This is a genomic window from Lysobacter enzymogenes (genome assembly GCF_900106525.1).
Taxonomy (GTDB): Bacteria; Pseudomonadota; Gammaproteobacteria; order Xanthomonadales; family Xanthomonadaceae; genus Lysobacter; species Lysobacter enzymogenes.
Genome location: NZ_FNOG01000005.1, coordinates 156,863 through 170,457 on the forward strand (window position 1 = coordinate 156,863; position 13,595 = coordinate 170,457).

Below are 13,595 nucleotides of genomic sequence, written 5' to 3' on the forward strand. Positions count from 1 at the left end.
ACGCGCCGCCTAGCGCAAGCACGGCGGCACCCGCTCGTCGCCCTCGTCGTTCTTCCTGAGCACGCCGTTGGCCAGCAGCATCGCGTCCAGGCGGTGCAGGACGTGGACCCGATCGCGATCTTCGGCCTGCGCCAGGATGTCCATGGCCAGCGCGTTGAACTGCGGCCAGAACTGCGCGCGATGCCGCGCGTGCTCGAGCCAGTGCGGCAGCATCCGTGCCAGGCGATCGAGCCTTGCGTCCAGTTGTGTCGTCGTCATCATGCCGGCGCGCCCGGCCAATGCGCTTCGACCTGATGGACGCGGCCATCGTCGACCAGCGCGAATTCGAACCCGGGCTGCTCCACGCCGTCCAGGGTCAAGCTCTTGGTCGCCGCCCCGCCCTGCCGCACCAGGATCGAGTACAAGCTGGCGCCGTAACGGTAGCGCATCCGGTACTCGGGCCAATCGGCTGGCAGACAGGGCCGCAGGCGCAGGCGGTCGCCGCTGCGCTGCAGCCCCAGCAGCGACTCGGTCAGCAAGCGGTACATCCAGCCCGCCGAGCCGGTGTACCAGGTCCAGCCGCCGCGCCCCACATGCGGCGCCACGGCGTATACGTCGGCGGCCAGCACATACGGCTCGACCTTGTAGCGCGCGGCGTCCTCGGCGTTCAAGGCATGGCCGATGGGATTGATCATGCGCGCCAGCTCCCAGGCGCGCGCGCTGTCGCCCTGCTCGGCGAAGGCCATCGCCGCCCACACCGCGGCATGGGTGTACTGGCCGCCGTTCTCGCGCACGCCGGGCACGTAGCCGCGGATGTAGCCGGGATCCTGGTCGAGGCGGTCGAACGGCGGATCCAGCAGTTGCACCAGGCCCGCGTCGCGCCGCACCAGATGGCGGTCGAGCGAGTCCATCGCCTGCCAGGCCCGCGCCGGATTGGCCGCGCCCGACAGCACCGACCAGCTTTGCGAAATCGAGTCGATCCGGCACTCGCCGTTCGCCGCCGAGCCCAACGGGGTGCCGTCGTCGAACCAGGCGCGACGGTACCACTGCCCGTCCCAGGCGTGGGCTTCGATGTTCTCGCGCAGGCGCTGGGCATGATTGCGGCAGTACTGCGCGAAGTCGTCGTCGCCGCGCGCGCGCGCCACCTCGCCGAAGCGCTGCAGGACATCGAACAGGAAGAAGCCCAGCCAGACGCTTTCGCCGCGCCCGGCGTGGCCGACCCGGTTCATGCCGTCGTTCCAGTCGCCGGTGCCGATCAGCGGCAGTCCGCGTTCGCCCAGCAAGTCGCAGCCGCGCCGCACCGCCAGCGCGCAATGCTCGTAGAACGATTGCCGCAGATAGGACGCGACCGGCAAGTCGTAATAGGACTCTTCGTCCGGATTGACCGGGCGCCCTTCGATGAAGCCCACCTCCTCGTCCAGCACGCCGGCGTCGCCGGTCGCCTCCAGGTAGCGGCAGGCCGCCATCGGCAGCCACAGATAATCGTCGGAACAGCGCGTGCGCACGCCGCGGCCCTGCGGCGGATGCCACCAGTGCAGCACATCGCCGTGCGGGAACTGATGCGCCGCGCACAGCAGCAGATGCTCGCGGCTCAGGACCGGATCGGCGTGCACCAGCGCCATGCTGTCCTGCAACTGGTCGCGGAAGCCGAAGGCGCCGCCGGACTGGTAATAGCCGCTGCGCGCCAGGTAACGGCAGGCCAGGGTCTGATACAGCAACCAGCCGTTGGCCAGCGCATCGACGCTGGGATCGGGCGTTTTCACCTGCACGGCCGAGAGCAGGCCGTGCCAATGGATGCGCACGGCATCGAGCGCATCGTGCGCGTGCTGGGTGCCGCGCACGCTGCCCGCCAGCTCCATCGCTTCGGCGTAGCTTCTGCCCGCGCCGAGGCGGAACACGGTTTCGTCTTCGTCGCCGTCGGCCAGGGCGATCGGCACCTGGATCGCCGCGCACGGGTCCAGCCCGGCGCCCAGACGGCCCGACAGGCGTTCGCGGCGCAAGGCCGCGGGATCGCCGAGGCTGCCGTTGCGCCCCAGGAATTCCCTGCGGTCGGCGGTATAGCTGCAACCGTCGGCGTCGGTGTCGAAGAACGCGACGCAGCCGTTGAACTCGGTGTTGTAGGGATTGCGCGCAGTCAGCACCCCGCTGTCGGCGTGCAGCTCGCTGACCACATGCAACTGGGACTTCGCCCGCAAGTCGCCCAGCACCCACTCCACGTAGGCGACCGCCGACAGCCGCCGCGCGCGCCCGGACAGGTTGCGCAGCTTGAGCACCGAGTACTTCACCGCGTCTTCGACCGCGACGTACACCCACAGCTCGCTGGCGACGCCGTCCTCGACGTGCTCGTAGACGGTGTAGCCGAAACCGTGGCGGGTGCGGTAACTGCCGCGGCCGCGGCACGGCAGCGGCATCGGCGACCACGTCCGGCCGGTGTCCTCGTCGCGCAGGTAAAACGCCTCGCCGCCGACGTCCGCGACCGGGTCGTTGTGCCAGGGCGTGAGCCGGAACTCGTGCGCGTTCTCGAGCCAGGTGTAGCCCGGCGAACTCTCGCTGACCACGCTGCCGAGCTTGGCGTTGGCCAGCACGTTCGACCACGGCGCCGGCGTCGGCGCGCCTTCGCGCGAGACGATCGCATATTCGCGGCCGTCGGCGGAGAAGGCGCCGATGCCGTTGTCGAACACGAACTCGTCGGCGACCGCGCCGAACGGCCATGCATCGTCTTCGTCGCGATCCTCGCGCGTCGGCGGCAGGCCGGACATCGCCGTCGCGTCCTGCGGATCCGGCGCCGCCTCGGCTTCGCCGGCGAACGTCAACGCCGGCGGGATCCGCTCGGGCGGCACGTGGCGGCCGATCTGCGCGGCCAGGGTGCCGCGCTGGTCGCTGACGATCACCCGCGCCACCGATTGCAGCAGCACCCGGTCTTCCTGCGAGATCTGCTGCGCCGGCCGCACGAAGATGCCGCCGGGTCGTTCGAGGATGTTGGCCTCCGGGTCGGCCGAGACCATGCCCAGGATCTGGTCCTGCAGCTGCTGCCGGTAACCGGCGGTGCTCTCGTTCCAGATCACCAGATCCGCGCGCAGCCCCTTGAGCCGCCAGTACGCATGCGCCTGCACCATCTGCCGCACCAGTTCGATGTTGTCGGCGTCGGCGATCTGCAACAGCACGATCGGCAAATCGCCGGAGATCGCATGCCCCCACAGGCCCGACTGGCTGCGCTGGTTCTGCAACAGCACGCCGGGGTCGGCGCGCAGCAAGGGATTGGCGTACACGATCAAGCCCGCCAGACGCTCGTAGAGCTGAGCATCGGCCTGCGACGCATTGATCTGGCGGCGGACCACCTGGCTGTGGGTCCAGGCCAGGTCGAATACGCGGTCGGCCAGGCGGCGGTCGCGGTATTTGTCGACCAGTTCCTCGCAGGCGGCGCGGTCCGCGGCCACGCCCTGGATGGTGTCGATCATCGCGGTCTGTCCCGGCGCCAGTTCGATCCGGCAGCGGATGGCGACGATCGGGTCCAGCACCGAGCCTTCGGTATCCGACAAGGCTTCGTCGAGGGTCAGCGCGCGCGGCGCGCGCGGGGTGTTGCCGCGGCCGAGGAAGCGCGCGCGGTCGGTTTCGTACGAAATCGCGCCGATCTCGGCGTCGTGCACCGCGACCAGATGGAACATCCACGGCGGCGTCTCGTCGTGCGAGCGCGGCCGGCGCGTGCACAGCAACGCCTGCTTGTGCCGCAGGATCTGCGATTGCACGAACAGGTTGCTGAAGGCCGGATGCAGTTCGTCGGCGATGGCCGGCGCCAGCACGACTTCGGCGTAGGTGGTGATCTCGATGGTGCGCGCATGTCGGCTGCGGTTGGTCAGGCGCAGCCGGCGCAGTTCGATGTCGTCCTCGGCCGAGATCGCGATTTCCATGTGGCTGTCGTAGCCGCGCTTGCGCCCGCGGAACTCGGCCTTGGCGTCGGAGAAGATCGCCTCGTAATGCTCCACCGGCACGCAGGTCGGTTGCAGCGCGGCCGACCAGAACTCGCCGCTGGCGACATCGCGCAGATAGCAGAAGCTGCCCCAATGGTCGCGGGTCGCGTCTTCGCGCCAGCGCGTCACCGCCATGTCCTGGTGCCGGCTGTAGCCGCCGCCGGCGCTGGTCAGCAGGCCGTGGTAGCGCCCGTTGGACAGCAATTGCACCGACGGCCGCGCGGCGCTGGGATTGCGCAGGATGCGCAGCTGGGTTTCGGTCTCGGCGCTGGCGGTGCGCGCGCCCGCGCTTTCGGACTCGTGCGGATGGAACACGCCGGCATGCGGGATGCGCTCCTGCAACAGCAGCAGCGTGGCCTGGAACTCGGCATCGGCGACGAAGCGCCGCTGCATGGGTTGCTGGCGCAGCAGATGATCCAGCGCCAGCAGCCCCATGCCCTGGTGATGGGCCATGAACGAACGCACTATCACGCAGTCCTGGCCAGGCGGCACCCGCGTGGCGGTGTAGTCGATGGCCTCGTACAGGCCGTATTCGCCGCCGAAACCCGCCGCCGTCAATCGTTGCAGGTTCTGGCAGGCCGCTTCCGGCGCCACCATCAACGCCAACATGCTGGCGTAAGGCGCGATCACCAGGTCCTGGTCGAGCCCGCGCTTGAGGCCCAGCCCGGGGATGCCGAACGCGCGGTATTGATAGTTCATGCGCACGTCGACGGTGTTGTAGCCCGACTCGGACACGCCCCACGGCACCGCGCGCTCGGCGCCGTGGGCGATTTGCGCGTCCACCACGTGGCGCGAGGTCTGGTCCAGCAGCGTGTCCGGATAGCTGGGCATCACCAGCTGCGGCATCAGGTACTCGAACATCGAGCCGCTCCACGACAGCAGCGCGACATCGCCGTTGACCTCGGTCAGCAGCCGGCCCAGCGCGAACCAGCTCTCCTGCGGCAGCTGGCCCTGGGCGATGGCGACGAAGTTGCACAGCCGCACTTCCGAGGCCAGCAGGTCGTAATAGCCGGCGTCCAGGCGGTGTTCGTCGACGTTGTAGCCGATCGACAGCAGCCGGCGCGAGCGGTCGTACAGGAACTCGTATTCCATCAGCGAGAACTGCCCGGCCACGTGCGCGAGGCGTTCGAGCCGCTCGATGCGTTCGCGTGCCCTGGCCTGCACCTGCGCGCTGCCGGGCCGCGTCGCGAGTTCGCGCAGCGTCGGGATCGGTGGCTCGTCGCCGTCGGCGCCCTCGGCTCGCGCGTCCGAATCGGGTGCAAAGAACTGCAGTTCGGCGAGCGCGGACCTACAGGCGTCGGCCAAGGCGACCGCCCAGCGGCCGTCGTCGGCGGACGAGGCCTGCGGCCATGCCGCCGACACCGCGTCGGCGCGTTCGATCAGTTGCCGCAAGACTCGCCCCGCATCGCGCACGCTACCAGGCGCCTGCACCGAGGCCGGCTCGAGCGCGGCGCGAAATTCGCTCACCGCTTCGTCCAGACCGCCGTCGACGCGGCTGGCGCCGCGGCGGACTTCGTCGAGCACGCCCAAGGTATCGGCCAGACCCGCGAACGTGCTCGGCGCCAGCACCGGCGCGTCGATCAGGCCGAGCAGGCCCTGGCGCAAGGTCAGCAGATGCCCGGCGAGGTTGCCGCTGTCGACCGTCGAAATGTAGCGCGGCGGCAGCGGCTGCAAGGTCTCGGTGTCGTACCAGTTGTAGAAATGCCCGCGATGGCGCGCGAGTTGGTCCAGGGTGGCGAAGGTCGCGTGAGTGCGTTCCATCACCGCATCCGTCTGCGCGTAGCCGAAATCGTGCGCCGACAGATTGGCCAGCAGCGACAGGCCGATGTTGGTCGGCGAAGTGCGCCGCGCCACCACCAGACTGGGGTGTTCCTGCACGTTGTCCGGCGGCAGCCAGTGGTCCTGCGCGCTCACGTGGACTTCGAAGAAATTCCAGGTGCGGCGCGCCAGCCGGCCGAGGAAGGCCAGTTGCGCGGCGGACAGGTCCGCGTCGCGCTGCGCCGGCGGCCGCCCGAGCCACGCCATCAGCGCCGGCGAGACCAGCCACAGGCCCAGCAAGGCCGCGGCAACCCACAGCGACTGCGGCCGCAGCGCGGCCAACAGCGCCGCCACCGCCAGCGCGAACGCCGGCGCGGCCCACATGCTGCGCAACTCCGCGTCGGCGACGCGGCCCAGGCTGCGCTCGACTTCGCTGGAAGGATTCCATTGCAACAGATGGCGGCGACTGACCGTCAACCGCCACAGCGTGCGCGAGATCGCGCCCAGACTCAGCACGGCCTCGTAAGGCAGGCAAGCCAAGCCGACCGCGGCGCGTTGCGATTGGCGCACGGCGGCTTTGCCGACCCGGACCGCATGCGTTTCCAGCGGCACGTCCGGCGGCACCGCCAACACATCGCGCAGCGCCGGCAGCAGCACCGGCAGGAACCACAGGCACAGCAGCCACGCGGTCCAGGCCAGCGGATTGGGCGACGCCAACCAGCCGATCAGCAGCAACGCGGTCGCCGCCGGCGGCACCAGGCTGCGGCGCAGGTTGTCGAGCAATTTTCCGCGCGAGAGCCAGGTCAGCGGATTGCGTTCGTAGCCGCCTTGCGCGCGGGGGACCCACGGCAGCAGCCAGGGCAGCAGTTGCCAGTCGCCGCGTATCCAGCGGTAGCGCCGCTTGGCGTCGGCGGCGTAGCGCGAGGGGTAGTCCTCGAACAGGCGCACGTCGCTGGCCAGGCCCGCGCGGGCGTAGCAGCCTTCCAGCAGGTCGTGGCTGAGGATGCGGTTGTCCGGAAGCCGGTCCGCCAGCGCCGCTTCGAACGCATCCACGTCGTAGATGCCCTTGCCGACGAAGGAGCCTTCGCCGAACAGGTCCTGATACACGTCCGACACGGTGCGGGTGTACGGATCGATGCCCGGCTCGTTGCCGAACATGCGTGCGTAGCGGGTCGCGCGGCGCTCGCTCTGGATGGTGCCGACGCTGGGCTGCAGGATGCCGTAGCCACGCACCACCCGGCCCAGGCCGGCGTCCAGGTGCGGGCGGTTGAGCGGATGCGCCATGGTGCCGATGAAGGCGCGCGCGGCGTCGTGCGGCAGGCGGGTGTCGCTGTCCAGGGTGATGACGTAGCGCACCTGCCGCAGCGGCGCGGTGTCGCCGACCACGCGCGCGAACTCGTCGTCGCGGCCGCTGCGCAGCAGCCGGTTCAGCGCCGACAGCTTGCCGCGCTTGCGCTCGTGACCCATCCAGCAGCCCTCGCGCGGGTTCCACTGGCGCGCGCGATGGAACAGGAAGAACAAGTCGCCGCTGTCGGGGGCATAGCGCGCGTTGAGCGCTGCGATCTGCTGCGCGGCGCGCGCCAGCAACGCGTCGTCGGTCGGCAGTTCCTGGCGGTCGGCGTCGAGGAAATCGCTCAGCAGCGCGAAGTGGATGTGGCGGTCGCGATTGGCCAGGAAGCGCACTTCCAGCCCTTCGACCAGGCTGTCCACGCCCTGCGCGCTGCCGAACATGCACGGCACCGCCACCAGGGTGCGCGAGTGTTCCGGAACGCCCTTGGAGAAATCCATGCGCGGCAAAGGCCGCGGCGCCACCAGCAAGGTCGCGGCCCAGTTGACCAGGGCGATGCCGAGCTCGCTGAACACGATCGCCGCGAGGATCGCCAACAACCACACAGGCACGGACGTCGCGCCGCGCTGCGACAGCACGCCCCAGGCGAACAGGCCGGCGATCGCGGCGATCGGTATCAGATAAACCGGCAGCGGAATCCTCGCCGGACGCCAGCGCAGGCTCGGCCGGGATTGTCCCGCAGCGGCGGCGACCTGGGCCCGGGTCTGCTTCAATCCCTCGTCGACCAGATAGTGGCCCACGTGCCCGAGGTTGTCGTCGACCGCCCTCGCCTGCGCGCCCGTCTGCGCCAGCTGCAGCACGATGTCGGCCACCTGCTGTTCGCTGACGCCGCCCAGCCGCGCCAGCTTTTCCACCACGTGGCGATAGCTGTCGCGGGTGCCGAAGTCCATGCGCGCGTAAGTGCCGGCAGGATCCTCGCGCAGGCGGCGCTCGATCCAACTGCTGTCTTCGACGAACTCGCGCCAATCCATCTTGGCCAGGAAGCGCAGGCTGCCGATGCTGTTGCTGATGGACACCTGGTCCGCCGCCTGCTGCTGGCTTTCCAAATGCACCAGACCTTCGATGCTGTGGCCGCCGTCGGCGACCCATTGCTCCAGCCACGCAACCGGCATCGACAGCACCGAGCCGCGCGCCTGCAGGCCGCGGGTGAGTTCGGACACGAACGCGCCGGTCAACGGCGGCTGCGAGCGCGCCATGTCGGCGACGATCAGGACAACGTCTTTGGGGCTTTCTGCAGCGGTCTTGTCGAGCAAGTCGACCCATTCGCGCGCCAGCCGGTGATCGGCACCGTCGCGCATCACCCGCACCGCCATGCGGCGCAGATTCTCGATCAGCGCCAGCCGCAGCATGATCGGGATCGCCCACAGCTCACCCAGCTTCAACGGCGCGACCGATTGGTAGGCGGCGGCGAAGCGGCCGAGGCTTTCGCCGTCGACCCGACCGTCGCCGTGAGCGATGGCTTCCAGCGAGAGGTCGTAGACGCGCGGCAGTCCGACCGATGCGCCCTGGCTCAGACAAGGCAACTGGCGGCTATAGCCCTTGGGCAAATGCCGGCGCGCGGTGCGGATCTGTTCTTCGATCAGGTAGTAATTGTCCAGCAGCCATTCGGCGGCCGGGGTGATGCGCATATCGTCGCGGACCATGCGGGTCAGCAAGGTATAGGCGTCGTCCAACAGTCCTGCGTTTTCTCCCAGCCGGCCCAGCAGCCGTTCCGGCCCGGCGCGCGCGCGCACCTGATGCTGGCGCGCCAACGCCTCGCCATGCCGCTCCATCTGTTCGACGCTGAACAACTGCGACCGCAGCGGCCCTTCGACTTTCACCGCGGCGTGGACGGCGGCGCGGCGCCAGCGCCACCAGCGCCTGCGCAGGCGCAGCCAGCGGCTGAATATCGTCCAAAGCTGAGGCATCGCAGACCAAATCGAGGGCGAGCCGCCGCCGGGAGGTCATCCTGGCAGCCGCCGGGCTACCGCGAGGTGAAATCTTCGTAGTCGCGCTGTCGTGGAGCGCGGCGCGCTGATGAGCGACCGCGCCGCTGTCGATGGCCGCGAGAGAGCCGCGTAGCGTCGAGAGACAGTGCCGATATCCATCGATCCGGCGCCGGACGCGCGCGTGTCGGCTGAACTGTACAGGACGCAGAACCGCCCGGCAGACCAACGGCCGCGCCTTGGTCGCATAAAGGAGTAAGGTGAGTGCGTAGCGCTTGCCCGACGCCATCGCCTCGGAAGTGCGCAGACCCCACGGGCGCCTGTTGCGCCGTCCCTTGCCTGCATTCCACCTCTGCGCGCTCCACCGGACCTTCCGCCCGGACGGTCCGCACTGCATTGCCAAAGGGAAACCCGAACATGAGTCCTCCTGCGACGAACGACGAACTCGTTCGCCAACGCGCATTCGACATCGATGCGCAGCGCCACTACTGGAAGCAGAATCCCGATCTGCTGCCCGATGCGGACCTGTTCAGCCCCTGCGAGCTGGATTCCGCGGTATCGCTGGGCATCGAGTCGGCCGTGCGCGGCCGCGCGCCTGCCGAAGCCCAGGAAGCGCTGCGCGCGACCTATTACCGCCTGGTCGCGCTGCCGATGGCGTCGTGGTCCTGCGTGCTGGCGGTCATCAGCGCGGTGCATCAACGCGCCATGTCGTTCCCGCAAGTGCGTGCGCAGGCGGATGCCGGGCCCGCGACCGGATCGGCCAGCGCTGCGCGAGAAGCGCTCGATTGGTTGCGCGGCGCATCGCCGCAGTTGCGGCTGCGCTTGCGCTAGTTCGCCGAAAAACTGCGAATCGCCAGCATCGCAAGCGCTGGCGATGCGACGCGTCTGCTCACTGTCTCGATTTCGACAACCGCCCGCTCATCGCATCGCGCGTCTGGATACAATCGACGATCCGGTCCATCGCGAGAACGCCACGTGGCAGATGCGCCCGCAGACGCAGCGCGCTTAGACGCTCCCTCCTCGCCCAGCGAGGTTCACAGACTCCCTGGACTGGACCTGCTGCGGGCGATCGCCGTGCTGTGGGTCATGCTGTTCCACTCCTTCTTGAACGAGGGGCCCGACGAGGGCTTCGCGTGGCTGTGCCACTACGGCTGGATGGGCGTGGATCTGTTCTTCGTGCTGAGCGGCTACCTGATCGGCTCGCAGGTGCTGGGGCCGCTCGCGCGCGGCCAGCGGCTGTCGTTCGGCGGCTTCTATCTGCGCCGCGCGTTCCGGATCCTGCCGGCGTTCCTGGCGGTGTTGGCGGTGTATCTGCTGGTGCCGGGGTTTCGCGAATCTCCCGGCCTGGAGCCGGCGTGGAAGTTCCTCAGCTTCACCCTCAATCTGCTGATCGATTACCGCCAGAACCAAGCGTTCTCGCATGCCTGGTCGCTGTGCGTGGAAGAGCATTTCTACCTGGTGTTCCCGCTGCTGGCGTGGTGGTTGATGCGCCGGTCTTCGAAGACAGCGTTGTTCGTCGCGATCTGTACGGCCGTCGTGCTGGGCGGCGTGGCCTTGCGCGCCGGGGTCTGGTTGCACGATTTCAAGACCGAGGGGCCGGTCGGCGAGTCGGCGCGCAGCTGGTTCGCCGAGGACATTTATTTCCCGACCTGGAACCGCCTTGACGGCTTGTTGGCCGGCGTGGTGCTGGCCAGCCTCAAGACGTTTCGTGCGCAATGGTGGCGGCGCGCCCAGGGCTACGCCAATGCCGCGCTGCTGGTGGGACTCGGCCTGCTCGCGGTAGCGATGTGGCTGTTCCGCGCACGCACCGGACTGCTCGCCAACGCGATCGGCTGGCCGGTGCTGGCGGCCGGTTTCGCCTTGCTGGTTTTCGCAGGCGCCAGCCGCGCCAGCTGGATCGGACGTTGGTCGATTCCCGGCGTGGCCTGGCTGGCGGCGACCTCGTACAGCCTGTATCTGGTGCACAAGGGGGTGTTCCATATGGTGGACGAGTCGGTCGGCGAACAGCTGGCGGGCCATAGCCTCGTCGCCCTGGCCGTCTATGGGTGTGCGGCGCTGGCCGCCGCCGCGGTGTTGCACTACGGCGTGGAGCAGCCGTTTCTACGGCTGCGCGACTGGCTGCTCGACAGCAAGGCGAAAAGCTCCGCACGAGGCGCGGAGCCGGTTCGAGAGCCCGCATTGGGCGAGTGAGGCGCCTATCGGCTCGCGCGGGCGTCAGCGCGGGCCGGCTCCACGTCCCTTGCGGGCGCCGCATCCGCAGCGTCCGGATTCTCGACGCTCAAGGCGCAGTCTTGCCTGCGGCCGCCGCGCCCTCGCCTCCGCGCAATTCGCTGCGGACCAGGGCCGCGCCGTTGAGGGAGAACGGCTGCGCGACCATGCTCTCGGGGCGCGGCACGCGCATCATCGAGGGCTCGTAAGAGGCGTCGATCAGGCGGATCGCATACGCCGATCCGGCCTTGAGCTGCAATTCGATCTCGAGCGCGGCCTCGCCGTGTCCGTACACGTCCAGCATCCACTCTGCCGAATCCTGCGGACTGGTATTCGCGTACCACACGCCGGCGACGGAGGCCCGCAGCACGCGCGCGCCTTCTACGCTCAGCATCAACCGCGGCGCATTGCGCGCGGAGGCGATCGTCAGCTTGAGCGTGCGCACTTGCGCGTCGGTGCGATCGGCGTCGAGCCGCAGCATCGGCGGCGCCAGCGTTGCTGGCGTGGCGCCCGTCCAGAATGGATCCGAATCGGCGCCGAAGAATTCCGGCAGGGTCCGTCGCTGCGCCGAAGCGCCGAGGTAGCGGCCGGTCCAGGCGTCGGGATGATCGTCGCGCGAGACCCACCAGGCCTTGCCGCTGGCGCCGTCCTGCGCATACAGCAAGCTGTTCTGGCGCGGATGCGCAGTGTCGAAGCCGGCCGTGGCCGAGCCGAGCACGAGCAGGGCCGCGGCGGCGAACCAAGGGAACCAGCGCCCTGCCCCGTTCCCGGCGATCTGCGCCAACAGCGGCGCGAGCAGGCCGAACAGCAGCATCGCCGCAATGCCGGTCGCGAACGCCCGCGACGGCGTCAGCGCCACGAACAAGGCCCACAGCACCACCGCGAACAGCACCACGCCGGGGATCGCAGCGGCCGTCGAAGCAGCCAAGCGCAGATTCGCCGACAGTCCGCGGCCCGGTCGCGGCAGGCTCGCCCAGGTGCCGGCCTGCACCGCCAGCAACGGCCACAGCAGCAAGTAGCCGGCGCCCGGCACCGCCGCGGCGATCCAGCACAGCAATGCGGTCCACACCAACATCGCAGCGAAGCCGGCTTCCAGCGCGCTGCACCAGCGCGCCGTCGCCGCCAGCAACGCAGTCTGCACGCCCGCGGCCAGGGCGATGAACGCCAACAGATACCAATGGCTGTTGTAGGTGTCGCCCTGCAGCAACGTCGCGTAGCCCGGATGCAGCCAGCCCGCGGCGATCCACACCAACTGGCAGACGCCGCCGGCCAGGAGCAGGCCCAGCGCGAAGATCGGCAGCGCGCGCGCCACGCCGCCGGCGCGGATCGCGCCGCGGCGCAGTCCCGTCGCCAGCAGAATCAGGCTCAGCGCGACCGCCAGCGCGGTGAAGGCGAGCGACCAGACCGCGCCGTAGTTCGCCATGCCCAGGCCGAGCGCGTTGAAGAACGCCCGGTCCTCGCCGTCGACATCGCGCAAGTCGGAATCGCCGAAGCTGCGCGCGGCGGCGAGCATGTTCTCGCCCAGGTGCTGCACGCTGTCGGCTTGCAGGCGCTCGATCCGGTCGATCTGGGTGTGGTAGTCGGTGTGGCCTTCGATCGCGGCGAAGTTGAGCCCGGCGATGCCGGCGCGCTTGAACACGTTGAAATCGGTGTTGTTGGGCATGCGCCGGTACAACTCGTAGCCCAGCGAAGCGCCGACCGGATGCGGCGCGGCCGCGGCGAACTGCGCCACCAGGCGGCCGTTGCCGGCGCTGGTTTCGAACAGCATCGACGGGCCGCGGTTGCCGCGGAAATCGAAGTTCAGCGCCACGCCGATGCGCCGCGCCCACGGGTGCTGGGCGACGAACGCCTCGGCGCCGAGCAGGTCGGCTTCCTCGGCATCGGTGAAGACCACGATCAGCTCGTTGCGCAGCGGCGCGCCGGCGCGCAGCGCGCGCAGGGTTTCCAGGATCGCCGCGACCGACGCGCCGTTGTCGGCGGCGCCGGGGCCGGTGGTCACCGAATCGTAGTGCGCGACCAGCGCCAGCGCGGGGCCCGGCTCGCGCCCGGGCAGGCGCGCGACGATGTTGTGCACGCGCCCGGCGATCACGCCCCAATCGTCGGGTTTGGCGACGAATGCGCTGTGCTCCTGCGCTTGCAGGCCCAGGCCGCGCAGTTGCGCGAGCAGGTAGGCGCGCACCCGCGTGTTCTCGGCGCTGCCGACCGGATGCGGCCGCGATGCGATCGACGGCAGATGGCGCAACGCGCGCTCGGCGGAAAACTCGCTCGTCGGCGCGTTTGCGCCGAGCGCCGGCGGCGGCCGCATGTCCAGCCACGACGCGGCAGCAAAAGCGAGCAACACCAGCAGGGCCAGGCCGCGGGCGAGACCGCCGGCCTGGGACGGAAGCGAGGGCGAAGTAGTCATAGAGC

At 69.5% G+C, this 13,595-nt stretch carries 5 protein-coding genes; 2 read left to right on the forward strand and 3 right to left on the reverse strand.

Annotated elements, in window-relative coordinates; all coding sequences use genetic code 11:
• Nucleotides 1–9: 9 nt before the first annotated feature.
• Nucleotides 10–261, reverse strand: a complete 252-nt coding sequence (locus BLU84_RS14185; protein WP_139175003.1) for a hypothetical protein — start codon at nucleotides 259–261, stop codon at nucleotides 10–12.
• A complete protein-coding gene (locus tag BLU84_RS14190; protein WP_074868256.1) occupies nucleotides 258–8,960 on the reverse strand; it encodes a glycoside hydrolase family 94 protein in 8,703 nt (2,900 codons plus the stop codon). Before BLU84_RS14190 ends, BLU84_RS14185 begins: the two co-directional genes overlap by 4 nt.
• A 435-nt stretch (nucleotides 8,961–9,395) precedes the next feature.
• Between BLU84_RS14190 and BLU84_RS14195 the strand changes: the two genes are divergently transcribed.
• Nucleotides 9,396–9,809, forward strand: coding sequence for a hypothetical protein (locus BLU84_RS14195; RefSeq protein ID WP_074868258.1), 414 nt, complete (start codon nucleotides 9,396–9,398; stop codon nucleotides 9,807–9,809).
• 219 nt (nucleotides 9,810–10,028) lie between these two features.
• Nucleotides 10,029–11,168, forward strand: a complete 1,140-nt coding sequence (locus BLU84_RS14200; RefSeq protein WP_267889183.1) for an acyltransferase family protein — start codon at nucleotides 10,029–10,031, stop codon at nucleotides 11,166–11,168.
• Between the two features lie 88 nt (nucleotides 11,169–11,256).
• Here BLU84_RS14200 and BLU84_RS14205 read toward each other — a convergent pair whose 3' ends face one another.
• Nucleotides 11,257–13,590 (reverse strand): M20/M25/M40 family metallo-hydrolase, encoded by a 2,334-nt coding sequence (locus BLU84_RS14205; protein WP_074868263.1) that lies wholly within the window; start codon nucleotides 13,588–13,590, stop codon nucleotides 11,257–11,259.
• Nucleotides 13,591–13,595 lie beyond the last annotated feature (5 nt).

What these genes read in the sequence shown, in the direction of transcription:
- BLU84_RS14195 (WP_074868258.1), top strand. Translation starts at nt 9,396, where the DNA reads ATGAGTCCTCCTGCGACGAACGACGAACTCGTTCGCCAACGCGCATTC.
- BLU84_RS14190 (WP_074868256.1), bottom strand. Translation starts at nt 8,960, where the DNA reads ATGCCTCAGCTTTGGACGATATTCAGCCGCTGGCTGCGCCTGCGCAGG.
- BLU84_RS14205 (WP_074868263.1), bottom strand. Translation starts at nt 13,590, where the DNA reads ATGACTACTTCGCCCTCGCTTCCGTCCCAGGCCGGCGGTCTCGCCCGC.
- BLU84_RS14185 (WP_139175003.1), bottom strand. Translation starts at nt 261, where the DNA reads ATGATGACGACGACACAACTGGACGCAAGGCTCGATCGCCTGGCACGG.